22 protein-coding genes are annotated in these 25,381 nt (G+C 72.2%); 7 read left to right on the top strand and 15 right to left on the bottom strand.

All coding sequences use genetic code 11. The features are described from left to right. Positions 1–27: 27 nt before the first annotated feature. The 5 genes from ACLZOT_RS08840 to ACLZOT_RS08820 form a co-directional block, all read right to left on the bottom strand. Positions 28–729, bottom strand: a complete 702-nt coding sequence (locus tag ACLZOT_RS08840; protein ID WP_416968207.1) for a cation transporter — start codon at positions 727–729, stop codon at positions 28–30. Next, the gene (locus ACLZOT_RS08835) at positions 730–1,065 is read right to left on the bottom strand and encodes an ArsR/SmtB family transcription factor (protein WP_416968323.1); all 336 of its coding nucleotides are present in this window, start codon (positions 1,063–1,065) and stop codon (positions 730–732) included. Positions 1,066–1,144: 79 nt separating this feature from the next. After that, entirely contained in the window at positions 1,145–1,513 is a 369-nt protein-coding gene (locus tag ACLZOT_RS08830; protein WP_416968206.1) for an ArsR/SmtB family transcription factor, read from the bottom strand. A gap of 295 nt (positions 1,514–1,808) precedes the next feature. Beyond that, positions 1,809–2,123 carry a hypothetical protein gene (locus ACLZOT_RS08825; RefSeq protein WP_416968205.1) on the bottom strand — a complete coding sequence of 105 codons (315 nt, stop codon included), beginning with the start codon at positions 2,121–2,123 and terminating at the stop codon, positions 1,809–1,811. Between the two features lie 342 nt (positions 2,124–2,465). Then, positions 2,466–3,314, bottom strand: a complete 849-nt coding sequence (locus ACLZOT_RS08820) for a class I SAM-dependent methyltransferase (protein ID WP_416968204.1) — start codon at positions 3,312–3,314, stop codon at positions 2,466–2,468. A 292-nt stretch (positions 3,315–3,606) separates the two neighbouring features. Between ACLZOT_RS08820 and ACLZOT_RS08815 the strand changes: the two genes are divergently transcribed. The 6 genes from ACLZOT_RS08815 to ACLZOT_RS08790 are packed head-to-tail and all read left to right on the top strand — an operon-like array spanning position 3,607 to position 12,505. Further along, the gene (locus ACLZOT_RS08815; protein WP_416968203.1) at positions 3,607–4,767 is read left to right on the top strand and encodes an acyl-CoA dehydrogenase family protein; all 1,161 of its coding nucleotides are present in this window, start codon (positions 3,607–3,609) and stop codon (positions 4,765–4,767) included. Between the two features lies 1 nt (position 4,768). Further along, positions 4,769–7,480 (top strand): amino acid adenylation domain-containing protein, encoded by a 2,712-nt coding sequence (locus ACLZOT_RS08810; protein ID WP_416968202.1) that lies wholly within the window; start codon positions 4,769–4,771, stop codon positions 7,478–7,480. After that, the gene (locus tag ACLZOT_RS08805; protein ID WP_416968201.1) at positions 7,470–8,237 is read left to right on the top strand and encodes a thioesterase II family protein; all 768 of its coding nucleotides are present in this window, start codon (positions 7,470–7,472) and stop codon (positions 8,235–8,237) included. Before ACLZOT_RS08810 ends, ACLZOT_RS08805 begins: the two co-directional genes overlap by 11 nt. Further along, positions 8,234–10,186, top strand: coding sequence for a primary-amine oxidase (locus tag ACLZOT_RS08800; RefSeq protein WP_416968200.1), 1,953 nt, complete (start codon positions 8,234–8,236; stop codon positions 10,184–10,186). The genes ACLZOT_RS08805 and ACLZOT_RS08800 overlap by 4 nt, the downstream gene beginning before the upstream one ends. Beyond that, a complete protein-coding gene (thpD, locus tag ACLZOT_RS08795) occupies positions 10,170–11,078 on the top strand; it encodes an ectoine hydroxylase (protein ID WP_416968199.1) in 909 nt (302 codons plus the stop codon). The genes ACLZOT_RS08800 and thpD overlap by 17 nt, the downstream gene beginning before the upstream one ends. Further along, positions 11,075–12,505, top strand: coding sequence for an aminobutyraldehyde dehydrogenase (locus ACLZOT_RS08790; RefSeq protein WP_416968198.1), 1,431 nt, complete (start codon positions 11,075–11,077; stop codon positions 12,503–12,505). Before thpD ends, ACLZOT_RS08790 begins: the two co-directional genes overlap by 4 nt. A gap of 30 nt (positions 12,506–12,535) precedes the next feature. Here ACLZOT_RS08790 and ACLZOT_RS08785 read toward each other — a convergent pair whose 3' ends face one another. After that, positions 12,536–13,369 (bottom strand): EamA family transporter, encoded by an 834-nt coding sequence (locus ACLZOT_RS08785; RefSeq protein WP_416968197.1) that lies wholly within the window; start codon positions 13,367–13,369, stop codon positions 12,536–12,538. A gap of 410 nt (positions 13,370–13,779) precedes the next feature. Here ACLZOT_RS08785 and uppS point away from each other — a divergent pair, with 410 nt between their 5' ends. After that, on the top strand, positions 13,780–14,502 hold the full coding sequence (gene uppS / locus ACLZOT_RS08780; RefSeq protein ID WP_416968196.1) for a polyprenyl diphosphate synthase: 723 nt from the start codon (positions 13,780–13,782) through the stop codon (positions 14,500–14,502). Positions 14,503–14,666: 164 nt separating this feature from the next. Here the strand turns inward: uppS and ACLZOT_RS08775 are convergent, their stop codons facing one another. The 9 genes from ACLZOT_RS08775 to ACLZOT_RS08735 form a co-directional block, all read right to left on the bottom strand. Further along, positions 14,667–15,830 (bottom strand): cytochrome P450, encoded by a 1,164-nt coding sequence (locus tag ACLZOT_RS08775; protein WP_416968195.1) that lies wholly within the window; start codon positions 15,828–15,830, stop codon positions 14,667–14,669. After that, complete coding sequence (locus ACLZOT_RS08770; protein ID WP_416968194.1) at positions 15,827–16,915, bottom strand: lipase family protein; 1,089 nt, start codon at positions 16,913–16,915, stop codon at positions 15,827–15,829. The genes ACLZOT_RS08775 and ACLZOT_RS08770 overlap by 4 nt, the downstream gene beginning before the upstream one ends. After that, positions 16,912–17,532, bottom strand: a complete 621-nt coding sequence (locus ACLZOT_RS08765) for a hypothetical protein (protein WP_416968193.1) — start codon at positions 17,530–17,532, stop codon at positions 16,912–16,914. The genes ACLZOT_RS08770 and ACLZOT_RS08765 overlap by 4 nt, the downstream gene beginning before the upstream one ends. Beyond that, a complete protein-coding gene (locus ACLZOT_RS08760) occupies positions 17,529–17,792 on the bottom strand; it encodes a phosphopantetheine-binding protein (protein ID WP_416968192.1) in 264 nt (87 codons plus the stop codon). Before ACLZOT_RS08760 ends, ACLZOT_RS08765 begins: the two co-directional genes overlap by 4 nt. Next, entirely contained in the window at positions 17,789–19,480 is a 1,692-nt protein-coding gene (locus tag ACLZOT_RS08755) for an AMP-binding protein (protein WP_416968191.1), read from the bottom strand. Before ACLZOT_RS08755 ends, ACLZOT_RS08760 begins: the two co-directional genes overlap by 4 nt. A gap of 491 nt (positions 19,481–19,971) precedes the next feature. Continuing rightward, complete coding sequence (locus ACLZOT_RS08750; RefSeq protein WP_416968190.1) at positions 19,972–21,111, bottom strand: terpene synthase family protein; 1,140 nt, start codon at positions 21,109–21,111, stop codon at positions 19,972–19,974. Positions 21,112–21,194: 83 nt separating this feature from the next. Next, complete coding sequence (locus ACLZOT_RS08745; protein ID WP_416968189.1) at positions 21,195–22,817, bottom strand: prenyltransferase/squalene oxidase repeat-containing protein; 1,623 nt, start codon at positions 22,815–22,817, stop codon at positions 21,195–21,197. A gap of 51 nt (positions 22,818–22,868) precedes the next feature. After that, positions 22,869–23,504 (bottom strand): flavodoxin-dependent (E)-4-hydroxy-3-methylbut-2-enyl-diphosphate synthase, encoded by a 636-nt coding sequence (locus tag ACLZOT_RS08740; RefSeq protein WP_416968188.1) that lies wholly within the window; start codon positions 23,502–23,504, stop codon positions 22,869–22,871. Next, entirely contained in the window at positions 23,501–25,276 is a 1,776-nt protein-coding gene (locus ACLZOT_RS08735; RefSeq protein WP_416968187.1) for a 1-deoxy-D-xylulose-5-phosphate synthase, read from the bottom strand. Before ACLZOT_RS08735 ends, ACLZOT_RS08740 begins: the two co-directional genes overlap by 4 nt. Positions 25,277–25,381 lie beyond the last annotated feature (105 nt).

Below are 25,381 nucleotides of genomic sequence, written 5' to 3'. Positions count from 1 at the left end.
GGTCCGACCGGCTTCGGGAGTGCCCGTTCACCCGGCCGCTGGACGGGCCGCCGTAGGGCTGGAGCAGCCGCAGGTATCGGCCTCGGCTGTGGACGTGGGCGCGCAGCAGCCCTTCCCCCGCCAGGCGTCCAGCCCCTCCTTCACGGCAATGCCCGCGATGGCCAGGGCGGCGATCGGGTCGGCCCACGACCAGCCGAGCGTGGCGTTGAGGACCAGGCCGGCCAGCAGTACGGCGGAGAGGTACGTGCACAGCAGGGTCTGCTTGGAGTCCGCGACCGCCGAGGCGGAGCCGAGTTCGCGTCCGGCTCTGCGCTGGGCGGCGGACAGGAACGGCATCACCGCCAGGGACAAGGCGGCGATGACGATGCCGGGAATCGACCGTTCGGCCTCGCCGGAGCCGGTGAGCGCACAGACGGCGTCCACGGTGACGTACGCGGCGAGCGCGAGGAACGAGACGGCGATGATCCGCAGGGTGGTCTTCTCGCGTGCTTCGCGGGCGGCGTGGTCGCGGGCGGAGAACTGCCAGGCGACCGCCGTCGCGGAGGAGACCTCGATGACCGAGTCCAGGCCGAAGCCGATGAGCGCGGTGGAGGAGGCGAGGGTTCCGGCGGTGATGGCGACGATCGCCTCGACGACGTTGTAGGCGATGGTCGCGGCGGCCAACAGCCGTATCCGGCGGGCGAGCATGTCGCGGCGGGCGGGGCTGGGGCCGAGGGATATCGCGGTCATTCAGCAGCAGCCCTTCTCCTCGGCCTCGGCACACGTACGGTCCGTCTCGACGGCGACCACGGCGGTACGCAGGGCGTCGAGCGCGTGGCCGAGTCGCTCGTCGGCGAGTTCGTAACGGGTGCGGCGGCCGTCGGGCACGGTGACGACCAGACCGCAGTCCCGCAGGCACGCGAGGTGGTTCGACAGCCGGGTGCGGGAGATGCCGAGGGCGTCGGCGAGGTCGGCCGGATAGGCGGGGGCTTCGCGCAGGGCGAGCAGGATGCGGCAGCGGATCGGATCGGCGAGCGCGCGGCCGAAGCGGGCCAGCACCTCGATGTCGGGGGCGACTGTCAGCACATCCATGAGGGTACAGGTTTCCCTGAATTCAGGGAAACGTGTACTTGTGGTGTGCGGGGCGCCCGGGGCCTCGTCGCCGTCAGGCCGCAGCCGGTGCGATGGTCAGCAGCTTGCCCATCGCGGCGAGCACGGACGGCTCGACGCGGTAGCAGACCCAGGTGCCGCGCCGCTCGGAGGTGAGCAGTCCGGCGTCCTTGAGCTTCTTCTGGTGGTGGCTCACGGTCGGCTGGGAGACGCCGACGTCGGAGATGTCGCACACGCACGCCTCGCCGCCCTCGTGCGAGGCGACCGCGGAGAACAGCCGCAGCCGCACCGGATCGCCGAGCGCCTTGAACATCCGCGCGGCCGTTTCCGCCTCCTCGGTGGTGAAGGGGCGCTCTGTGAGCGGCGGGCAGCATGGTGTCGCGGCGGCGGGTTCCAGGAGCGGCAGCGCCTTCGTATTCGACATACGTCTATGTTGACGATGCTGACGGCAATTCATCGACGAACGTCGAACTAAAGGGGAGCCTCGTGGCTGTGCCCGTCAACAGCGTGCCCACCGCCGACCCACTGCCCGTCGTGGTGATCAGAGCGGGCCCGGTGGGCCTGGCCGCCCCCATCCACCTCGTCCAGCGGAACCTCGGCCGGCACCGCCGTCCGCGAGTGGGAGCACGTACGGCTGTTCTCTCCGTGGGCGGAGATCACCGACCCCGCCGCCGAGAAACTGCTCGCGCCGACCGGCTGGACGCGCCCCGTGGCGCCACCTACCCGACGGGCGGCGACTGGGCCGAACGGTACCTCCAGCCGCCGCCGACACCCTCGGCGCCAGGGTCCGCTACGGCACGACCGTGACCGGCGTGGCCCGTGCCGGGCGCGACCGCGTCGTCGACTCCGGCCGCGACGGGCAGCCGTTCACCGTCCACATGCGAGAACGTCGCGTACGGGGGCGGCTCGGTGTCCTGTGTGGGCAGGAACGGGACGTTGCCGTAGGCGGCGCAACCGCCGCCGGACAGATGCCGCAGGCTGAAGCCCCGGATGCGGTGGTCGCCGTACGCGTACCCGCCGTGCTGGTACGTCACCGTGTCCGGACTCCACTGGACGCCGCCCAGCGGCGCCGACGAACGGGTCGACGTACTGCGCCGGATCGTCGGGGCCGGAGGCCGAAGAGACGGCCGGCACGGTGGACGCGAAGAGGACGGCCACGGCCGTCAGGGCTCGTGGCAGAGGGAGTCGCAGCATGGACGGGAGGCTGCCGGAGCCCGCTTCCCGCGCCGGACCGCCGCACCGCGCCGGTCCGGGGAACCAGCCGATCGGGCCTGCGGGCCGTCTGTGAGCACCTGACCCGGTCAGCGGCTCCTTTTTGCTTCGCGCGTGTGCCTACGAAACCTCCCGCGTGTGCCTACGAAGCCTCCCGCGTGTGTCTATGAACCGGCCCCTCCGACCGCCGGTTTCACCGCCTCCGCCAGCAGGTGGTACCCGAGGTGGTTGAAGGGCGGTATCTCACCGAGGAAGCGTTCCATCCGGTCGACGAGGGTCCGTACGGCGTCGTCCCGCAGGACCTCGTCGGCCAGCCAGGCCGCCAGAGGCGTGTTGCCGCGCAGGCGGGTGACGGTCATGCCGACGCCGGCGAAGAGGGCCGTGAGGTCGTGCGGGCTGAAGCTGAACCAGGGGGCGAGGTACTCCTCGCCGCTGCGGGTCCCGGTGAACAGGAGCTGTTTGTTCTCCACGTCCGTGACGTCGACCGAGGCGAAACGGTCGGCGGTGAACATCTCCTCGAACAGGGAGTTCTTGACGCCGAGCAGCATCCGCCCGCCCGGCCGTAACACCCGGTGCACCTCGGCGAAGACGGCCGGCCGGTCCTCCAGGGGCAGGTGCATGAGCGCGAGCATGCTGGTGACGGTGTCGAACGAGCCGTCGGGGAACGGCATGTGCGTCATGTCCCCTTCGCGCAGATCGGCCGTCAGACCCCGCTCGCTGAGTTTGCCGGCCGCGACGTCCAGCATCGCGTGCGACAGGTCCAGCCCGGTGACCTGCGCGCCGCGTTCCGTCATGGGCACGGTGAACCGGCCGGTGCCGCAGCCGATGTCCAGGACGCGTTCGCCGGGGCGGATCGCCGCGAGCAGGAAGCGGCGCTCGGTGGTCGTGAACATCTCGTCGCACGGGCCGTGTCCGGGGATGCGCTCGTCGTACTCGTCGGCCACCTGGCGGTAGACGGACCTGACCTGGTCCTTCTGCTGGTCGGTGGGTGCGGTTCGCTCGTTCGTCGTCATGGATCCCTCCTGGGAGCCAGGGATGGTCAGGGAACAGGCGGACGGTCACGGAGCGGGGGAGAGGGCGGGGTGGCAGCGGTGCGGCCAACGTAAGGAGATATCTGCGCGGGCGTCAACTTCTCACCGCTGGAATTCCTTTGTTTTCTTTCACGGGGGCAGGGAAAGACGTCGCAAATTCACGGGTTTCGATCCTGTGTGCGGGGAACGGCGCCGTCAGAGAGGCGCACGAGGCCCTTGACACAGGGCGTGCCGCCGTCCCCACACTGGTGGAGCGACAGGAGACACCGATCGAGTGGGGATTTCCGTGTCCAGTTCACTCCCCCTGGCCGACTCCGATTTACGCGAGGAAGTACGGCAATCATTGGCCGCGTCGAAATTGCGGGAAGAACTCAACGGAATTTGGCGGACGCCACCGCACGAGGCGTGCTCGCCACCCCGGCTGACCTATCGGGAACTCGGCGCCCGCGGCCTGCTCGCCCCGCACTGGCCCCCCGAGTTCGGCGGGCGCGGCACCGGCGTGTCCGCGAGCGCCGTGGTCGCCGAGGAACTCGCCCTGCACGGCGTCCCCGACAGCGCCCGCGTGAACACGATCGACAACGCCGGGACCACGCTCCTGTCGTTCGGCACCGGGCGACAGCGCCGCCGCTACTGCCCGGAGATGGCCGCGGGCCGCGTCACCTTCGCCGTGCTGTACACCGAACCGCACGCCGGCAGCGACCTCGGCGCCCTGACCACCCGCGCCGAACGCACCGAGCACGGCTGGCGCCTGACCGGCACGAAGACCTGGAACGCCACGACCTCGGACGCCTCCTACGGCATCTGCGCGGCCCGCGTCACCGGCGCCACGGACAACGCCTACGCGGCCATATCCCTGTTCGTCGTGCCCCTGGACCATCCCGCCGTACACGTCGAGGCGTTGCCGACCGTCAACCCGGAACAGTTCTTCACGGTCCGGCTGGACGGCGCCGAGGTGGATGACGAGGCGTTGATCGGTGCGCCCGGCGCGGGCTGGTCGATGCTCACCCGGGCCCTGGGCACGGAACGGACCGGCGTGTGCTTCGCCGGCCGGGCCCGGCGCTGGCTGGACCAACTGGTGCGGGCGATCGAGGGGCGGGGTACGCCGGTCCTCGCGGCCGAACTGACCCGGCTCGATGTCGAGGTGGCCTCCGCCCGGCTGCTGGGCTGGCAGGCCGTGGCCGATCTCGCCCGGGGACAACTCGGCGCGGCTGCCGCCGCCGCTGCCAAGTGGTGGAACAGCGAACTCGCCCAGCACATCGCCCACCGGGCGTGGGACCTGCTCGGCCCGCAGGGATCCGCTGCCTTCCCCGACCTGCTGATGGCCGTCCGCGAGGCCCCCGGACTGACGCTGGCCGCCGGCACCTCGGAGATGCAGTTGTCGACCGTGGCCACCGACCTGCTCGACGGCGGCGACCCCTGGGAGGAGCAGACCTGACATGCCTCGCCACAGCGCCTGGAAACGCCAGTTGCTCCACGACTTCGCCGAGACGCTCGCCTCCTGCGACCCTGCCGACATCGACCAGGTGCGCCACGGGCTCGCCCAGGACGGCTGGAACAGCGCCTGTCTGCCCGCCGACGAGGGAGGTCTCGGGCTCACCGCCACCGACGCCGCCTGCCTGGCCGACCACCTCGGCCAGGTGCACGCCCCGAGCGACCCCCTGGACGCCCTCGCGGCGCTCCCGCTGCTCGGCCGGATCGCCCCCGAGGCGGCCCGGGACGTCCGCGCGGGCACCTGCCGCATCGGCGTGGCCGCAGGACAGGGCGGCCCGGCGTGGTTCACCGGAGGACCACCGGACCTCGTGCTGTGGCCGGCCACGGATACGCCGGATGCCGTGACCCTCCGGCGGCCCGCCGCGGTGACACGCCACCCGATCCCCGGCGATCCGCTCACGGCCGTGGACCGGCCCGACGACCTGGCCCACGCCCCTGCCGGCCCGCTCTGGACGACGTGCGCACTCCTGCGCAACGCCCACCTGCTGGGCCTGGCGGGCGCCGCGCTCAACAAGGCCGTGGAACGCGCCCGGAACCGGCCGCAGTTCGGCCGCCCCATCGGCGCCTACCAGGCCGTCGCCTTCCCCCTCGCCGAGCAGCGGATCCGGTTGGAGGGACTGCGGCTGGCGAACGACGCGCTCCTGCGCGACCTCGACGGGACCGTGCCGACCGACGCATCGGCCCTCACGGACGCGGTCATCGCGCTGGCCGACGACTGCGTCCGCCACAGTGTCCACGTCCACGGCGCGTACGGCCTCTCCGACGACAGCCCCGTCGCCGCCTGCCACCGCCGCCTCCTCACGGAGACAGCGCGCCACGGACCGTCGGACCCCGCGCTTCCCGAACCGGGCCGCCGTACCGAACCCGTCCGGCGGCAGAGCACCTTGCGTCAGCAGGCACGGCTACGGGAACCCGCCCGTGGCACCGAGGCGGTCTACCCGTCCGACCGGTGTGTCCACGAGCTGATCGAGCTGGCCGCGGCCGACCACCCGGACGCGGTCGCCGTACGCGATCACGACGGAGACCTCACGTACGCCCGTCTCGACGCGGAGGCCGGGCACCTGGCCGACGACCTCGCCCGGCGCGGGATCGGCGCCGGGGACGTCGTCGGCGTACACATGGAACACGGCGCCCCGGCCGTGACCGCCATTCTCGGCGTGCTCAAGGCGGGCGCCGCCTATCTGCCGCTGGACCCCACGCTTCCCCCGGAACGCCTCGCCTTCCTCACCGAGGACGCGGGTGCCGCTCTCGTCCTGCGCGACGCCCGGCCGGTGACACGTACGCCTGAGCGGCCCGCACCGCGTCGGCCCGCCGCCCCGGACTCGCTCGTCTACGTCCTGTACACCTCGGGCTCCACCGGCACGCCCAAGGGCGTCGAGGTCGAGCACCGCAATCTCACGAACCGGCTGTACTGGGACGCCGCCACCTTCGCGCTGCGCCCCTCCGACGTGGTGCTGCACCACACCGCCCTCGGCTTCGACATCTCCGTGTGGGAGATCTTCGCCCCGCTGGCGGCCGGTGCCACCCTCGTCGTTCCCCCGCTCCAGGCGCTGCGCGACCCCCACCGGATGCTCACCCTCATGCGGGACACCGGGGTCACCGTACTGGCGTGTGTCCCCTCGCTGCTGGACCTCCTGCTGGACGAGGACGCCCCGACACTCGCCGAGGTGAGCGGGCTGCGCTACGTCTTCTGCGGCGGCGAGACCCTGCCACCGCGCCTCGTCGACCGCTTCCACACGCAGATCGCCACGGCCCGCCTGCACAACTTCTACGGCCCCAGCGAGTGCACCATCGACGTCACCTCCTGGCGCTGCGACCCCGGCGCAGGCGACGCCCCCGTGCCGATCGGCACTCCGCTCGCGAACGTCAGCGTCCACGTCCTGGACGAGTACGGCGACGTCGTCCCGCCCGACCGGCCCGGCGAACTGTACGTCGGCGGGGCCGGCGTGGCCCGCGGCTACCGGCGGCGTCCCGGGCAGACCGCCCGCTGCTTCCTGCCCGACCCCTTCACCGACCGGCCCGGCGCCCGCATGTACCGCACGGGCGACCGCGTCCGCCGAGACCGGGACGGCGTCCTGCACTTCCTCGGCCGCACCGACCGCCAGGTGAAGGTGCGCGGCCACCGTGTCGAACTCGGCGAGATCCAGCACACCCTGGAACGCCACCCCGGTGTGCACGCCGCCGCCGTCCGGGCCGTCGAGGACCGGATCGAGGCGCACGTCGTCACCACGGACGGCCACCCGCCCGACGCCGCCGGCCTGACGGCACACCTGCGCCGCACCCTGCCCGCCCACATGATCCCCGCCGCCTACGGATTCCTGCCCGAACTCCCCGTCACCGGCAACGGCAAGACCGACTACGCCGCCCTGCCCCGCCTCGCGCCCGCGCCGCACGACCACCCCGCCGAGCCGGACGCCCTGCGGGACGCGCTGGCCCGCCTCGCGGGCCGGCTCCTCGGCCGCGAACGCCTCGGGGCGGACGACGACTTCTTCGCCGCCGGCGGCAGCTCCCTGCACGCCGCCCGCCTCGTCGCGCGGGCCCGCACCGAACACGGCCTGGACGTCCGCCTGGAGCACTTCCTCGCGGCCCCCACCGTCCGGGGCCTCGCCGACAGCGCAGCACACGCAAGGGAAGGCGACCCTCCCGATGACCGTTGACCACGACGACCCGCGGATCCGCCTCTTCTGCTTCCCGCACGCCGGAGCCGGCAGCGGCGCGTACCGGGCCTGGATCCCCGCCCTCGCCCCCGGCATCGACGTCCGCCCCGTGGAACTCCCGGGACGCGACGGCCGCTGGGCCGAACCACCCCGCACCAGCGTGAGCGAACTCGCCCACGGCTGCGCCGCCGACGCCCTGGACGCCCTCGGAACCGAGGCGCAGCCCCGGCCGTACGCCCTGTTCGGGCACAGCCTCGGCGCCGTCGTCGCGTACGAGACCGCCCGCGTCCTGCTGCGCCGAGGCCGGCCCCCTGCCCTGCTCGTCGTCTCCGGCAGCGAACCCCCGCACCGGCTCACCGCACCGGCCCGCCCCTGCCACCGCCTGCCCGACGACGCGTTCCTCGGCGAAGTCGTCCGCCTCGGCGGCACCCCCGCCGGGATCCGTGAGGAAAGAGAGCTCCTGCGCGTCCTGCTGCCCGCGCTGCGCGCCGACTTCACCGCGGCCGAGACCTACCGGCACCGCCCGGACGGCCTCCCGCTGCCGGTGCCGATCGCCGTCTATGCCGGCGCGGACGACCAGACCCTCGTACAGCGCCGCCTCGACGACTGGGGCCAGCTCACCCGCTTCCCCGCCGTACGCCACCGGCGCTTCCCCGGCACCCACTTCTACCTCGACGCGGGCCGCACGCTCGTCCTCCAGGCGCTGCGGCACGACGTGACACAGGCGGCCGCCCCGCTCCCCAGGAGGCCGCGGTGACCTCGACGGCCGTACGCCACCGGCACCCCCTCGAACCCCTGACCGCCGACGAGATCCGGCTCGCCGCCACCCTGCTCAAGTCCCGGCGCGGGCTCACCCCCGACACGCGCTTCGTGATGATGGCGCTCAAGGAACCGCCCAAAGGGGCACCCGGCGCCCCGCCGCGCGAGGTGTTCGTCGTGCTGCGCGACCGCCGCCACCGCCGCACCTACGAGGCGGTGGTGTCCCTGACCGCCGAGGACGTGACGTCCTGGCGCGCGCTGCCCGGGGCCCGTACCGCCGTCACCGAGGAGGACTTCGCGCAGTGCGACGCGGCGGTCCGCGCGGACGGGCGCTGGCAGGACGCGATGCGCCGGCGCGGAGTCACCGACTTCTCCCTCGCCATGGTGGACGCCTGGCCGACCGGCCACCCCGGACACCACACCGACTGGCCGGGACGACGGCTGGCGTACGCGCTGACCTTCGTCCGCGCCCACCCCCGCGACAACGGCTACGCCCGCCCGGTGGAGAACCTCGTGGTCCTCGTGGACCTCGACTCCCTGGAGATCCTGGACGTCCTCGACCGGGGCGTGGTGCCGCTTCCCTCGCTCTCGGGGAACTACGACCCCGACGAACGCGGCGACGACGACAACTGGCCCCCCGCCGTCGAGGAGCGCACCGACCTCAAACCCATCGAGATCACCCAGCCCCAGGGGCCGAGCTTCGACGTCGACGGGTACGCCGTCCGCTGGCAGAAGTGGCGGCTGCGCCTCGGCTTCACGGTCCGCGAGGGACTGGTCCTGCACCAGGTCGGCTACCAGGACCAGGGCCGCGTCCGGCCGATCCTCCACCGCGCCTCCCTCGCCGAGATGTACACGCCCTACGGCGACGCCGGATTCACCCACCGCCTCAAGAACGCCTTCGACGAGGGCGAGTACGGCGCCGGGTTCATGGTCAACGCCCTGGAACGCGGCTGCGACTGCCTGGGCGAGATCCACTACTTCGACGCCGTCGCCCACGACCAGGACGGCGAGCCGGTCACCCTGCCGCACGCGATCTGCCTCCACGAAGAGGACATGAACATCGCCTGGAAGCACACGGACTTCCGCACCGGCCGGGTCGTCACCCGCCGCCAGCGCCGGCTCGTCATCTCGTCGTTCGCCGTGCTCGGCAACTACCAGTACGGCTACTTCTGGTACCTGTACCTGGACGGCACCATCGCCTTCGAGGTGAAACTCACCGGGATGATCTCGACCGGCGCCTACACCGGCACCTGCCCGCCCTCCGGCACGGCCGTCGCCCCCGGCCTCTACGGCCCCCACCACCAGCACTTCTTCTCCATGCGCCTGGACATGGCCGTCGACGGCCCGCACAACTCCGTGTACGAGGTCGACTCGGTGCCGCTGCCCGTCGACGACCACAATCCGTACGGCAACGCCTGGCGTACCGAACCCCGCCTGCTGGCCTCGGAGACCCAGGCACAGCAGCGCCTCGCCCACCCGGCCACCGGCCGGCACTGGAACATCGTCAACCCCCACCGCCGCAACGGCCTGGGCGAACCGACCGCCTACCAACTGGTCCCCTCCTCCGGCCTGCTGCCCATGCAGCCCGCCGGCACCCCGGCCTGGCACCGCGCCCGGTTCTGCTACGGCCACCTCTGGGTGACCGCCCACGACCCGGCCCAGATGTACGCCGCCGGCGACTACCCCAACCAGCACCCCGGCGACGCGGGCCTGCCCGCCTACGTCCAGGCCGACCGGCCGACCGCCGACGCCGACATCGTGCTCTGGCACACCTTCGGCGAACACCACGTCGTACGGCCCGAGGACTGGCCGGCCATGCCCGTGGTGGCCACCGGCTTCACCCTGCGGCCCAACGGCTTCTTCGACGGCAACCCCGCACTCGACCTGCCCGCGCCCAACGCCTGCCACGCAGCGAAAGGCACCCAGCACCATGACGACCCTCACTGACCGCTACCCGACCCGGCTCACGGAACCCGCCCCTCACCTGCCGCGGCACGACCCCGTCGTGTGGGGCGACCCCTCCGGCGGACCTCTCGGCCCGTACGAGGCCGTGAACTACGCCGACCGGGGCCACCACCACACCCCGCACCCCCTCTTCCGCCCCCACGAAGTGGACGCCTTCCGCCAGGAGGCCGCGCGGCTGGCCGCCGACCCCGCGCTGCGCGCCGACGAACGCACCGTCGTCGAAGAGACCGCGCAGGAGGTCCGCTCCGTCTTCGAGGTGCACCGCATCAGCCCGCTCTTCGCCCGCCTGACCGCCGACCCACGCCTCGCGGACGTGGCCCGCCAGCTCCTCGGCTCCGAGGTGTACGTCCACCAGAGCCGCGTCAACTACAAACCGGGCTTCACCGGCGGCCCGTTCTACTGGCACTCCGACTTCGAGACCTGGCACGCCGAGGACGGCATGCCCCGGCCCCGCGCGCTCAGCGTCTCCGTCGCCCTGACCGAGAACTTCCCCTACAACGGCAGCCTCATGGTCATCCCCGGCTCCCACCGCACGTTCGTCCCCTGCGTCGGACGGACCCCGCCCGGCCACCACCGCACCTCGCTGCGCACCCACGCGCCCACCGTCGGCATGCCCGACGAGGACGCGGTGCGCGCACTCGCCGGGCAGGCCGGAGGAATCGACCAGTTCACCGGGGAGCCGGGAGGCGCGACCTTCTTCGACGCCAACTGCATGCACGGCTCCAACGGCAACATCACGCCCTACCCGCGCGCCAACGTCTTCATCGTCTACAACAGCGTCGACAACACACTCCGAGAGCCGTACGCCGCGCCCGAACCCCGGCCGCCCCACATCGCCGCCCGTGACTTCACGCCCGTGGGGGAGGTCCGGTGAACCCCCCGCTGGGCAACTTCGTCGGCGGAGCCTTCCGTCCGGCGCGGACCGAGGAGACCGTCACCCTGGTGAACCCGGCCACGGGGAGCCCCGCCGGAACGGCACCCGTCTCGGGCGCCGCCGACGTCGACACCGCCGTACGCTCCGCCCAGGACGCCTTCGACCGCTGGAGCCTCACCCCGCCCGGCGAGCGGCAGCGGGCCCTGCTCAGGATCGCGGACGCGCTGGAGCGGCGGGCCGAGGAGTTCGCGGCGGCCGAGGTCGTGCACACCGGCAAGCCGCTGCACCTGGTCACGGGCGACGAACTGCCCGCCATGACCGACCAGATCAGGTTCTTCGCCGGCGCCGCCCGCCTGCTGGAGGGCAGGGCCACCGGCGAGTACCTGCCGGGCCACACCTCGTCCGTACGCCGCGAACCCCTCGGCGTCTGCGCCCAGGTGATGCCCTGGAACTACCCGCTCATGATGGCCGTCTGGAAGTTCGCGCCCGCCGTCGCGGCCGGCAACACCGTGGTCCTCAAACCCTCCGACACCACACCGCTGACCACCCTCATGCTGGCGGAACTGGCCGCCGAGTTCCTGCCGCCGGGCGTCCTGAACGTCGTCTGCGGCACCCGCGAGACCGGCCGCGCCCTCGTACGGCACCCCGGACCCGCCATGGTGGCGATCACCGGCAGCGTCCGCGCGGGCACCGAGGTCGCCTCCGCCGCGGCCGGGGACGTCAAACGCGTCCACCTCGAACTGGGCGGCAAGGCACCCGTGGTCGTAGCCGCCGACGCGGATCTCGACGAGGCCGCGCGAGGCATCGCCGCGGCGGGCCTGTACAACGCCGGACAGGACTGCGCGGCGGCGTGCCGGATCATCGTGGACACGGCGGTGCACGACGCCTTCGTGGAACGCCTGGCCGCCGAGACACGCAAACTGACGCCGGGACCGCCCGAGGACCCCGGCTCCGGCTTCGGCCCGCTCAGCAGCGCCGCCCAGCGCGACCGGGTACGCGGCGTCCTCGACCGGCTGCCCGCCCACGCCCGGACCGTCGTCGGCGGAACCGTCCCCGCCGGCCCGGGCTTCTTCCACGACGCCACCGTCGTGACCGGGCTCCGGCAGGACGACGAGGCCGTCCAGGAGGAGATCTTCGGCCCCGTCCTCACCGTCCAGGCGTGCGCCGACGACGAGGAGGCCCTCACCCTGGCCAACGGGGTGCGCTACGGGCTCGCCGCGTCGGTGTGGACGCGGGACCACCGCCGCGCCACGACGATGGCCCGGCGCATCGACGCCGGCATCGTCTGGATCAACTGCCACATGCCCACGGTGGCGGAGATGCCGCACGGTGGCTTCAAACGGTCCGGGTACGGCAAGGATCTGTCGGTGTACGCGCTGGAGGAGTACACGCGGGTCAAGCACGTCATGACCTGTACGGGACCGTGAGGTCCCGCACGTGATGGTGAGGTGCCGCCTTCAGCGCAGGGCGATCAACGCGATGGCGGCCACCGCGCACACGAGCCCGGCGGCCTGTCGACGCGTGATCCGCTCACCCAGGAACACCAGCGCCAGCAACACCGGAATCACCGGATACAACGCGGACAGCACAGTCGCCACCGCCATCAACTGCTGCTGCGTCGCGGCCAGATACAGCACGATCGCCACCGTCCCCACCGCACCGGCCCCACCGGCAGCCGCCGCCAGCCGCCCCGGCATCCTCACCGGAGCCCCGTACACAAGCAGCACCCCACCGATCACCACCACGGACACGACCCGGCTGACCACCACCGGCCACAACCCCCCGTCCACCTGAGCCATCGCCAGAAACTGCACCCCGAACCCGGCACTGGCGACCAGCGCGGCGGGCACCCCGGCGGTCACCGACCCGCCCCGCCCCTGCCCCGCCCCCTGCGAAACAAGCCACAACGCGGGCACGGCAACCACCACACCGACCCACGCCACCACGGCCAGATGCTCCCCCAGAAACACCACCCCCACCAGCACGGGAAGCGCAACCGCCCCCACATCGCTGACCGGCACCACAACACTCATCTGCCCCCGCGACATCGCCCGATACAGAAACGCGACCCCCACCCCCGTACCCACCCCCGACAACGCACCGAACCAGTAGTCACCCCCCGTCCCCCCACCACCGGAATCCACCACCGCCCACAGAACCGCCACCCCGCTCCCCGCGAGCTGCGCATACAGAGCGACAGCGATCCCGTCGACCCTCCGGGACACCAGCCCGTTCGCAAAGTGGGTCACACCGAAACAGAGCGCGGACGCCAGCGCGAGAACCTCACCCACAGCCCCTCCCGACAGCCGGTACGTCTGTCCGGGATGGGGAGGCTTCAGCGCACAAGAACATATGGGCGGGCCTACCCGGGATCCCGGCGATGATGACAACGACCGCCGCCCGCTTGGTCCGCGCGGGTGGTTCAAGAACGGCGTCCTGGCCGAGCGAGAGGAGGGCAGCCGCGTGAGTGAGACCCCGAACCCCTCTGCCTCCCTGGCCTCGGCGACGATGGCCGCGGGGCTGCTCTCGATCCGCGCGTCGCGGATCCGGCCGACGGGGATGGCCTGAAGCGCACGGCACCCCCGGGCAGAGCGACCGACTCCGGCAAGGGCGTCCAGGTAGGCGACCACCTGGTCGGCTGGCTCCTGGACGCTCCGCCCCCGCTTCACCGTTGCAGGGCGCTCTCCACGAGAATCCAGGGATGTTCGAAGATCGTGTACCGCACCATGTGGCCATCACCCCGGACGGCAACGGCAGATGGGCACAGCGACGGGGACTGCCCCGGAGCGAGGGCCACCGCCGGGGAGCGCGTGCGCTTCAGGACGTCATCGGTGGCGCCCTCGGACTCGGGGTCCGCTTCCTGAGCCTGCACGCCTTCTCGACGGAGAACTGGAAACGGCCGGCGAGCGAGGTGGCGGACCTCATGGACGTCTACGCGGACTACCTCGCCGCCCACCGCACGTACTTCCAGAACCAGGGAGTGCGGGTTCGGCTGCTGGGCTCCCGGCACCGGATACCGGACCGTCTCGTACGCGAGATCGAGACCGCAGAGCAGGTCACGCGGAGCAACGACCGGCTGACGTTCGTCATGTGCGTCGACTACGGCGGCAGAAGCGATCTCCTGCGCGCCGTCGACCGGATCGCCGAGGACGCCCGCAACGGCACCCTGCCGGACGCCCCTCTCGACGAACGGACCTTCGCCCGGTACCTGAACCGGTTCGACCTCCCCGACGTCGACCTCCTCCTGCGGTCCGGCGGCGAGACGCGGACCTCGAACTTCTACCTCTGGCAGACCGCGTTCTCCGAACTGGCCTTCCTGGACAAACCCTGGCCGGACGTCACGGCGGAGGACCTCCGGCAGGCGGTCTCCCGCTACGCCTCCCGGGAACGGACCCTCGGGGGACTCGGCCGACAGGGACGCTGACAGAGAACGTCACCGAACGCCGGGGCATTCATGCGGACCGCGAGGTCAAGGCCGACGGTGCCCGTGGAGACATACAACGGCCGGTCCCCGACAGCGCCCACCTCCTCGACTGAGAGGGGCGCACCGAACGGGCGGTGGGTCGGCGGCCGGTGATCGCCGCCTCCTTACGCCGTTTCGAACCGCAGCGGCAGCCTCCGGTATCCACCCCGCACCGCGCTGCCCGACCCGGTGGGAGGGCCGGCCGCGCTCAGGTGGGGGAACCGGGTGGCCAGGGCGGTGAAGAGGGTGGTGGCCGTCTGGCGGGCCAGGGGTGCGCCGAGGCAGTAGTGCGGGCCCGCGCCGAAGGCGAGGAGTGCGGGGGAGGGGCGTCGGCCGGGGAGGAAACGGTCGGGGTGGGGGAAGGCCAGGGCGTCGTGCTGGCCCGCTTCGAGCATGATCAGCACCAGCGAGCCGTCCGGCACCGTGACCGTGCCGAGGTCGACCGCGCCCCGGGCATAGCGCGAGGTGACGCGCACGGGCGGGGTGGTGCGCAGGATCTCGGTGACGTACGCGTCGGGGTCGTGGGCCAGCCGTGACCACAGGTCCGGATGGCCGGCGAGGGTGGCGAGGCCGGAGGCGATGAGATTGGCGGTCGTGTAGGTACCGGCGATGAGCAGGAAGACCAGGTGGAGCGGGAGTTCGTCGAGGTCCTGGGGTTCGGTCAGGGAGGGGAATCCCACCGCCGACTGCTGCATGTACGCGTGCAGTTGGGCCGTCGCACGATCGGCGGCGGGGGTGGCGACACCGGGCCGGTCGATGGCGGGCAGGAACTCCGCGACCCACCGTGCGAGCACCGGGCGGTCGCGGGGCGGAATCGCGAGGATCTCGCCGAGGACGTCCACCGGAAGGGGCTCCGCGAGGACCGGTACGGCGTCGACCTGGCCGCCGGCCTCCGCGACGGCGTCCACGTAGCCGTCGACCAGCTGCACCAGGCGGGACTGCCGCGCCCGGCACGCCCGCACGGCGAAGTCGGGGGCGAACGCCTGCTGGAGACGGCGATGCCTCGCGCCGCTCGCGTGCATGACCGACGTGACCATCACCTGCTGGGCGACACCGGGCGCGGGCGCGGCGTACTGCTCCTGCCAGTCCGTGTCGCGTTGCGCGAGCGCCGGGTGGGCGAGGGCCCGGCGGCAGTCCTCGTAGCGGCTGAGCACCACGAGGTTGTCACCGAGCCTGAGCGGCCCCGCCTCGTGCAACGCCCGGTACAGGGGGTAGGGGCTGGTGCCCGGCGGCGGCCCGGTGTCGAGGAGGACGGCGGCGGCCTGCCGCGCCGTACGCAGGTCGTTCACCGGCCCCGCGCGGCCAGCACCGCCGGGGTGTTGTCGTGGACGCCGAAGACGCGGTCGATCCAGCGCGCGGTGGTGGGCAGGGACGCGGTGAGGATGCCGGTGTGGTCGACGTCGGGGAAGCCCTCCCAGGTCGTGTCCGTGCCGGCGGCGGTGAGGTCCGCCGCGAGCCGGGCGGTTGCCGCGGGGTCGGCGATCGTGTCGGCGAGGCCGTGGGCGATCAGGACGGGCTGGGGGAAGCGGCCGACGGGCGCGTCGAGGGCGGCCAGCATCGACTGGAACTCGGCGTCGGTGCTGAGGTCGGAGGCCAGGACCTCGGCGGGGCTGTGGACGATGGCGTCCCGCAGCAGCGCGTAGTACGTCGCCTCGTCGGCGACCCGGGTGAGGGCCCGCCCGCGCGGGGTGAGGTGGATGTCGGAGTCGAAGCCCCGGTGGACGGACTCCAGGCCCTCCAGGATCAGCAGGAGCAGCGGGGACAGCGGGGCGTCCGGGTCGGCGGTGAGGCGGGCCCACATGTCCTGGAACCGGTGCGGCGGCGCCAGCGCGAGGGTGCCACGGAAGTCCAGCTCGGGGGCGTAACCCGGGGCGACGGCGGCGGTGTTGAGGGCCGCGTGGCCGCCCTGGGAGAAGCCGCAGACCAGCCAGTGCCGTCCGAACGGCAGATCCAGCTGGCGGGCGGCGCGTACGACGTCCGTGACGGCCCACGCCTCGGACTCGCCGTGCAGGTACGGGTGCCGGCCACCGCCGCCCACGCCCTGGTAGTCGGTGACGGTCACCGCGTAGCCGAGGCCGAGCCAGTGGGCGAGGTAGTCCCGCTCGAAGGGGAACAGGCCCTTGCGGGAGGGCGCGCAGGCGTCGTCCAGGCCGGCGGTGCCGTGGGCGTAGCTCAGCACCGGCCAGCCCTGGCGCAGCGGGGCGGCGGCGGGGGTCAGGACCATGCCGGTGACGGTGCGGATGCGGTGGTCGTGGCCGGTCGAGTGGTAGGAGACCCGCCAGCCGCCGCCCGCCCCGTCCGGGAGGAGCGCCGCCGGCAGGGGAGCGGCACGGCGCAGGGCGCCCGGCGGCAGGTTGGCGGCGGTCCGGCTCACCGGAGGGCTCCTTCCAGGGCGAGCACCTCACGGGGCTCCAGCGCACGGTGCTCGGGACGGGACCCGGGACGGGCGGCGACCACCACGAAGTGCCCGGCGTACAGATGCGGCCACGCCCGCAGGACGCCCTCCTCGTGCAGCACGTCCAGCCGCCCGCGCCCCGGGCGCACCCGGTACCGCTCCAGCCGCCAGACACTGTCGCCGTACGCCTTCACCGCGGCCTCCTGACAGGCGAACTCCAGCATCGGGTCGAGGTGTTCGGCACCCGGGGCCCGGCAGCGGGGCAACGGATGCGGGCCGCTTCCCGCGCGCTCGACGTCGACGCCGAGCGGCCCGGCCGTACCCGCCACGGCCGTCACGACGTCCCCGCAGTGCGCGATGGAGACGACGGCCCGCGCGCCCACCACCCGGGGAGCCCCCGACGGATCGCGCAGGACACTCCACGCGCGTCCGTGCAGCAGGCGCAGCGAGGCGTGCGCGGTGATCCGGCCGAGGGCGGTCTCCCGGCGCCGCCACGCGGGCAGCCCCTGGAGCAGGGCGAGTTCACCGGGGGCGAGCAGGTCCTCCGGCGGGTCGGGGCACCCCGTCCAGCAGGCGGTCACGGCGACGGACCTCACCGGCCCGCCGCCTCCGACACCGCGTCGACAGCGTCCCCGACGGTGTGCCAGGGCGCCGCGCTCTCGCTGATCAGCGTCACCCCCATGCTTTCTTCGAGGTACGCAGCGACCCGGATGACCTTGGCCGACGTCATGCCCTCCAGATCGAGCAGCCGGGTGTCCTCGCCCAGCTCGGCGACGGACACCGGCACCACGGCGGCGACGGCCTCACGGACGGCGGCGAGGACGCCGGCGCGGGGCAGCGAAGGGGAGACGGTCATGTCAGGTACTCCTTGATCGAGCCGGCCGCCGGAGGTCGCCCGGCGGAGTCCATGAGGTCGGCGGAATCCATCAGGTCACGCGCGCGCAGCCGCTGCCACTTCCCGCTCGTCGTCCGCGGCAGCGCACCCGGCGGCAGCACCCGCACATCGAGGCACCCCACCCCGAGCGCATCGCCGATCCGCCCGCGCAGCACGTCCTCCAGCACAGCAGTGTCCGAAACCCCCTCGGCGAGCAGCGCGATCCGTTCCTCACCACCGTCCCCGACGGTCGCGACCGCCATACACCGCCGCCGGAACACCCCGGGCACCTCACGGGCGAGCGCCTCGACGTCCTCGGGGAACAGATTGCGCCCCTCGCAGACGATCATCTCCTTGCACCGGGCGGCCCAGTACAGCTCCCCGTCCACCCGGAACCCCAGGTCACCGGTCCGCAGCCAGGGCCCGTCGAAAGCGGCGGCGGTCACCTCCGGGGCATGCAGATACCCGGCCATCATGCCCGGCGCCCGCACCTGCACCTCACCGAGCGACCTGTCGGGAACGACGACGCCGCCCCGGTCCACCAGCCGCAACTCCACCCCCGGACCGGCGACGCCCACGGACGTCACCGGCTTGCCCCGGGGATCGCCCGCCGCCCGGGGCACGACGACCCGGTCGTCACCCAACAGCGCCCGGTCGACGTACCGCACCCGTGGCACGGCGGACACCGGCGTCGCCGTCACGAGCAACGTCACCTCGGCCAGCCCGTACGCCGGACACAGCGCGGCCGGTGCCAGTCCGTACCGGGCGAACGCGCGGGTGAACCGTTCCATCGTCCCGGCCCGCGCCTCCTCGGCGGCGTTCACCGCGACCCGCAGGCGGCTCAGATCCAGACCGTCGTACGACTCCGTCCCCGCGTCGGCCATCAGGGCGTACCCGAAGTCCGGCGACGGCATGACGGTGCAGCCCGTCGCGGAGAGGTAGCGGACGAACCCGCCGGGGTCACGGACGAAGGAGAGCGGGGCCACCACGTGGGTCTCGGCGCCGGCCAGGAGGTGTGCCAGCGTCATCACCAGGCCGAAGTCGTGGTGCAGGGGCGGCCAGTTGACGTGGACGTCGGCCGCGTCGATCTCCAGCAGACCGGTCAGCGAGCGAACCCCGGCGAGGAAGGCCCGGTGCGTGAGCGCCACCCCCTTGGGAGCCGAGAGGCTGCCCGAGCTGAACTGCACCACCGCCAGGTCGTCCGGGTCCGGCGTCGGGAGGTTCACCGGCCGGGCCTCGCCCCGGACGCCGTGCAGCCGCAGGCCCGCGCAGCGTAGGCGCAGGGCGTCGCCGAGTCCGGAGTACGGGGGCGTGTCGTCCACGACGACATGGCGTACGGCGGCGGTGGCGACGATCCGCGCGAGGTGCTCGCTCTGCGCCGCCGGCTCGCGCCCCATCGGCCGGACCGGCAGGACCGTGACGGCCGCGCCCGCTCTGACCACCGCCAGCACGGAGACGAGGGCCGGGGCGGTGGGGGAGGCCAGCACGGCCACCACGTCTCCCGGGCGCACCCCGGACGCGAGCAGGTGAGCGGCCCGCCTGCGCACCGCCGTACACAGCTCGGCGGCGGTCAGCCGGGTGTGTGATCCGGGGTGCACGAGGACGACCTTGCGCCGCTCCCGGCGGCCCATGGCCTCCAGTTCCTCGGCGAGGGTGCCTGCGTTGCTCACCCTGTCCAGCCTGGGGGGCCACGGGCGCGGGACAACTCCGACAGGGCCGAACGGGGGAACGATGCCCCGACCGCCTGGACGGGCGCCTCTGAAGTGCTTGGTGGTCCGGAGGCGCATCGTGGATCCGCCGGGGAGTCGTCCTCGTCTCCGTCACCAGGCGACGGGGAGGGACATGCGTGCCCGGAGAACGAGGTTGGGGAATGAGCGCGGTTCGGCTTCGGGGACCGCGAGTTCCAGGTGAGGGAAGCAGTCGAACAGCGGCGGCAGCGGTCCTGAACAGCCGGGCGAGGGCTGCGTCGAGGCAGGCGCGCGGGGCTTTGGCCGAAGACGACGTGGGATGCGGGGGTGTGTGCGGCGGTTGGTGAAGTCCGTGGCGTCCCGGTTCGCCGAATCCGGTACGGGGACGACGTCACGGAGCGTGGTCCCGGGGAAGGCGCCCGAGGCCACGAAGCGGCTCGGCAACTTCCTTGTCGCTCCTCACCGGTGGCGTCTCACGCGGTGCTGGGCCGGCGGGTCGTGGGTGCTGCGGTCTCCGGTAGTTGCTGCCACCACCAGGCGATCGAGGTCAGCGCGGGCGGCGGGCCGGGGGCGACGTCCGCAGGGGTGGTGTCGATCCAGATCCGCTTCAGCAGCTCCTGGTGTCCGGGCTTCAGCCCCCGTCGGTAGTGGGGCATGTGCAGGTGGTATTCCACGTTTCCCGAGATGAGGCGCCCCAGGTCACGCAGATAGTGCCGTAGTCCGTCCGAAGCCTGTTCCTGAGTGTGGTCCCTCAGCCGTACGAAAAGTGCCGTGACCTGGTTGCTCAGGGCCAGCGCGCGGGCCAGAGCCTCTTGAACGTCGCCGTCGGTCTCGCGGGCCAGCACCGTGACGGCGTTGATGCCGGGCGTGTGACTGGTCTCTTCCTTGGCCCATGTGTGGACGTCGTTGTGCAGGCCGATCAGCAGCCAGGCCATTTCCGTGAGTGCTCGCGCTGGCGGTGTGGCCAGTTCCTTTGCGCCAAGGCGGTAGCCGTGGATGATTTCGTACAGCGCCGAATAGGGCGGAACGAACGAAGCACCCAGCCGCAGGGTCGCATATTCGTTGAGATCATGTTGCTCACCGTCGTCCAGCAGCGAGCGGTGCCAGGCCACGCAGAGCATCCCACGGCGAAAGCTGTCCGCGAACCGGGCGAGCTGCGAGGGCGTCGCGCACCGTGACAGCCTGGCCACAAGGTCGGCCAGGGCCACGCCCAATGGCGAGTTGTCCAGTGGTGCCGCCTCAGGCGCCTCGACAGGCCGAACCAACTGGGCCAGCCGTACGGTCGCCTTCGCAGCGTCTCCGGCACCGCCGGGCAGGTCGACGTAGTCGTCCATCGCGAAGAACCAGGCGTTGAAGTCCGCCGCGAGCTGGAGCCGCTCCAGCGGAGCGTCCGGGTAGAGCATCGACGTACACCGGCAGATCCACACCGACCAGGCCAGCCGGTCTTGACCCGACGTCACGCTGTCCAGCCGGTGCCGGCGAATCCATGCCGCTGTCCGCTCTTCGACCTCCGGGCCCAGGGGGTTGTGCTCTGTCGGGATCGGACACCACAACCGTAGCCGTGTGTCGCGGACGTCGGTCTCGCTGAGGGACGGGGAAGTGCTGTTGACCATTCCGTTGTCTCCTTCAGTTGGGTGTTCTCGCAGCACCCGGCACCTGCCACGTCATGGTGTGGTGAGGTCGGCCCGGGCGTCTGTCAGGGCTGATTCGGCTCGGTGGTTGTGGTGCGCAGGGAGCCGTGGAGTTGGGTGAAGGCGTTCAGGACATGGACGTCGGCAAGCACTGGGTAGTCGAAGGGCAGGGGGCGTGGGCCGACCTGGTCGGGGACCGATGTGTATCCGCCGTCGGCGCTCTGGTGGGCAAGGAGGTAGCGCAGCCCTCGTCCGAGGGTGTCGCGGTCGCGGGTGTGAGCGATGACCGGCAGGGCGTGCGCGGTGGAGACGACGTCGCTGTCCTTGCCCGGGTGGCAGCCCCAGCCGCCGTCGGGATTCTGGGTTCTGGCGAGGTAGCTGGTGCTTGCGGAGGTGGCGTGTGCGATGCGTGAGTTCTGGGCCGCCGGGGCTGGGGGTACGTGGCGAAGGGCGTTCAGAACTCGGTGGATGGCGCTGGACCGGCTGCGGGTCCAGCTGGTTTCGAAGGTGCCGTCGTCTCGCTGAGTGGAGAGGAGGAAGTCGACGCACTTCTCCAGGAGTGGGGCGTGGTCTTGCCAGGATGCGGACAAGGCCGTGACGGCTCCGGCGGTCACATCGGCCTCGCGTTCATGGCCGGGCAGGTAGGTGGGAAATCCTCCACGGGGGTCGGCCGTCGCGCTCAGATACTGTTCTGCCCGGGCGAGTCCCTGCCGGTAGCGGGCTGCGTCGGTCATACGCAGGAATTCGACGCAGACAGCTGTGTCGTCGACGTCGGTCTGGGATGTGGTCTCGGTGTACCCCCAGCCACCGTCGCTCTGCTGCAGGCCGGAGATCCGGTCGCCCATCTTGATCAGGAGCGGTTGCGGGGCCCGGGCTGCGGCGAGTGCTCTTCCGGCCAGGGCGGTGACAAAGATCTCCTGGCCCGCGATGAAGGGCATGCCGCCGTCGCTGTTGCGGATCCGGCACAGAGTGGTGATGCCACTGTGCAGGAGGGGACTGTCCGGTCGGCAGGCGTGCAGGGCGTGCAGGGCGATCAGGTGTGCGAGCGCATTTCCCTCCCACACCTGATCGGGGTCGGCGGATGCGAGTCTGCCGGCCAGGTAATTCCGGTCTGCGGTGCTCACACCGGCGTGTCCTGCGCGCGTGTGGTCGTGGAGGATCTTGATGGCACACAGGGACAGTTCGGTCCATGTCGCGTACCCCTGGTAGCTGAGGGCGCGCGCGTCAGCGTTCGTGTCGATGGGCGTGACGCCGGTCAAGGACAGCAGCGTGCTGAGCATGAGGCGTTTGCGGGCACCGGTGTGGTGCCGGAACTCCTCCAGATAGGCCACTGCCCCGTCGTGGCGTCCGGGGTGCCCCATGACCGCTTCGACGATCATCGTGTCCATGGGGTCGTCCGGGCAGGTGCCTCGCAGGTAACCTGCGAGGCCGTCGTGGACGATGGGCATCGTGCGTGTCTTGCGTAGCAAGGACAGCAGCAAGGCCGACTCCAGCACCCGGCTGCCACACCGGTCGCGTACCAGGCCGTCCTTTTCGACGTGGCTGGTCAGGTGGTCACGCAGGTGTTGTGCCCGGGCCCGGATGTGTGGTGGGAAGCGATCCACGTCCGGCTGTGTGCTGTTCATGGACGCGGCGAGGTTGCTGCCGTCGTCGTAGGAGGGTGCTTCGCGGCCGGTGGTGATGCTCATGAGGCCGTCCTTTCGGTAATGTCCGTGGCCGAGCGGATAGGGGTAGTCGGTTCACGAGGCAGTGCGTAGTGCTGGTGCGCTTCGGCCGTTTCGACGAGCTCGGTGTCCTTCTCGTAGCCCGTGTGCGGCGAGTCGGCGCAGCACGCCGTTCACCAAGGCGACGGAGGTGATGCCGGCCGGGGACACCGCCTGAACCCAGTTCGCGTCTGCGGCGCTGATCTGCTGCACCGCTGACTGGCGGTTGTGCGTCGCACAGCGGACAACGCCGCTGAGTGGACCGCTGACCTGGGGAAACCTGGTATCGAGCGCCTCTACGGTCTCCATCGTCCAGTTCACCGACCGTGTGGTCTGCGAGAGCCGGACAACCTTCGACTTGTCCCGGACCTCGATGGCGCTGGAAGTGGACGTGACGATCACCGGGACCGGGGACTTCGCCGTGATCCGCGGCAGGGCGTCGGCATCGTCGGCGGACGGCACGGCGACCCGGACGATGTCACAGCCGGCGGCGGTGACCTCGGCGATCTGCCGGAAGGTGGCGTCCACGTCGGCGGTGCTGGTGGTGGTCATCGTCTGCACCGAGACGGGCGCGTCCCCGCCCACCGAGACCGTGCCGACGCGCGGTCGGCGGCTCCTGCGGCGATTCGGGACCGGAGGAGGGGTGGGCAGGCCGAGATCGACGCTGGTCATCGCGTCACTCCCCGGTGGCCCGGCAGGCCGGTGCGTACGGCGTCGGCGATGCCTCGCTGATCGAGTCCCGCTTGGGCGAGCAGCGCGGGCGCGCGAACCGTGCGGGACGAACGAGCACGGCAGGCCCAGCGGCAGGACGGGGGTGCCGGTGTTCCGGGACCGGCACAGCTCGGCGAGAACCCACCCCACCCCGCCGGTGGTGACGCCGCCAGCCGGTGCCGGCCGGCCGGCACCGCAAGGGTGGGGTTGGCCGGCAGCACCCAGCGGGGGTCGGCGACCGTGCTCCCGATGCCTTCGCTCTCCAGAACCCGGGCGGCTCCCACCGCCGCCTCGGCGAGCGGGCCGACCGGTACGAGGAGCACGTCCGGGCCCCGATGCCGGGAACGGTGGAGGATGTCGACGCCGTCCATCCGGGCCAGCGCCGTGACCGGCGGCCCGGCGGTGGCCTTGGGGATCCGCAGCGCGGTCGGCCCCGCGTCAAGGGCGGCCGCCTCGCGCAGCAGAAACCCCAACCGCTCGGTGTCGCGCGGCGCGGCGACGCGCATACCGGGTACGGCGGCGAGCAACGACAGGTCCCACATGCCGTGATGACCCGGCCCGTCCGGGCCCGTGATCCCGGCCCGGTCCAGGACGAACGTGACCGGCAGCCGGTGCAGCGCCACGTCCATGAGCACCTGGTCGAACGCGCGGCCCAGGAACGTGGCGTGGACCGCGACCACCGGGCGCAGGCCCCCCGTCGCCAGCCCCGCCGCCGAGGTGACCGCGTGCTGCTCGGCGATCCCCACGTCGAAGACCCGATCCGGGAACGCCTGCCGCATCACGTGCGGGCCGGTCGGCCGCGGCATGGCCGCGGTGACCGCCACCATCTCGGGACGCTCAGCGGCGAGTTCGGCCAAGGTGCGGGCGAACACGTTCGTCCACGACGGCCCGGAAGAGCCCGCCCCCTGCCCGCCGACCGCGTGCAGACAGTCCGCCTCGTCCCGCTCGGCGGGCTCGTACCCCTTCCCCTTGACGGTCACCACATGCACCACCACGGGACGGCCCAGGTGTCGGGCCCGCCGCAGCGCACCCTCGATCTCCCCGGTGCGGTGCCCGTCGACGGGCCCGACGTAGGCGAACCCGAGATCGGTGAACAGATTCCGGCCCGCCGCGCCGCTCCTGAGGACGTCCAGGTGCCGGGCGAGGGCGCCGTGGGTGGGTTCGTACGAGCGGCCGTTGTCGTTGAGCACGACGACCACCGGCCGGTCCCGCACGGCGCCGAGGTTGTTCAGCGCCTCCCGCGCCATGCCGCCGGTCATGGCCCCGTCGCCGATGACCGCGACCACCGACCGGTCCTGCTCGCCGGACAACTGGCGGGCCTTGGCCAGGCCGTCCGCGTAGGAGAGTGCGGTGGAGGCGTGCGAGTTCTCCACCACGTCGTGCGCCGACTCGGCCCTGGACGGGCAACCGGACAGGCCGCCTGGCTGCCGTAGGGTCGCGAAGCCGGCGGAGCGGCCGGTGAGCAGTTTGTGTACGTACGCCTGGTGGCCGGTGTCGAAGACGAGGGTGTCCCGGGGTGAGTCGAACACCCGGTGCAGAGCGAGAGCCAGCTCGACCACGCCCGGATTCGGTCCCAGGTGCCCGCCCGTCGCGCACACGCTGTCGACCAGGAACGATCTGATGTCGGCGGCCAGACGGGAGAGTTGCGGTACCGGAAGGCTCCGTAGTCCGGCGAGGTCGGGGAACCGGTCCGCGCCTTCGTCCGCGACCGGCGTCATGGATGGGCTCGCCATCGCGTTGGCCTCCTCCTGAGAAGAGCGTGCTTCCGAGTCGACGTGGCGCGTTGGGAGGTCAGTTCAGCACCCGGCGCGTGGCCGGGCCATGACGACGGCCTGCGG

This window comes from Streptomyces sp. 4F14 (assembly GCF_048159485.1).
GTDB lineage: Bacteria > Actinomycetota > Actinomycetes > Streptomycetales > Streptomycetaceae > Streptomyces.
Note: the sequence above shows the minus strand (reverse complement) of the source record. Positions and strands in the feature narration are given on the sequence as shown.

Excerpts from the sequence above, each read along its gene's own strand:
- ACLZOT_RS08840 (WP_416968207.1), bottom strand. The coding sequence starts at position 729 with ATGACCGCGATATCCCTCGGCCCCAGCCCCGCCCGCCGCGACATGCTC.
- ACLZOT_RS08830 (WP_416968206.1), bottom strand. The coding sequence starts at position 1,513 with ATGTCGAATACGAAGGCGCTGCCGCTCCTGGAACCCGCCGCCGCGACA.
- ACLZOT_RS08820 (WP_416968204.1), bottom strand. The coding sequence starts at position 3,314 with ATGACGACGAACGAGCGAACCGCACCCACCGACCAGCAGAAGGACCAG.
- ACLZOT_RS08810 (WP_416968202.1), top strand. The coding sequence starts at position 4,769 with ATGCCTCGCCACAGCGCCTGGAAACGCCAGTTGCTCCACGACTTCGCC.
- ACLZOT_RS08805 (WP_416968201.1), top strand. The coding sequence starts at position 7,470 with ATGACCGTTGACCACGACGACCCGCGGATCCGCCTCTTCTGCTTCCCG.
- thpD (WP_416968199.1), top strand. The coding sequence starts at position 10,170 with ATGACGACCCTCACTGACCGCTACCCGACCCGGCTCACGGAACCCGCC.
- uppS (WP_416968196.1), top strand. The coding sequence starts at position 13,780 with ATGTTCGAAGATCGTGTACCGCACCATGTGGCCATCACCCCGGACGGC.
- ACLZOT_RS08760 (WP_416968192.1), bottom strand. The coding sequence starts at position 17,792 with ATGACCGTCTCCCCTTCGCTGCCCCGCGCCGGCGTCCTCGCCGCCGTC.
- ACLZOT_RS08750 (WP_416968190.1), bottom strand. The coding sequence starts at position 21,111 with ATGGTCAACAGCACTTCCCCGTCCCTCAGCGAGACCGACGTCCGCGAC.
- ACLZOT_RS08745 (WP_416968189.1), bottom strand. The coding sequence starts at position 22,817 with ATGAGCATCACCACCGGCCGCGAAGCACCCTCCTACGACGACGGCAGC.
- ACLZOT_RS08740 (WP_416968188.1), bottom strand. The coding sequence starts at position 23,504 with ATGACCAGCGTCGATCTCGGCCTGCCCACCCCTCCTCCGGTCCCGAAT.
- ACLZOT_RS08735 (WP_416968187.1), bottom strand. The coding sequence starts at position 25,276 with ATGGCGAGCCCATCCATGACGCCGGTCGCGGACGAAGGCGCGGACCGG.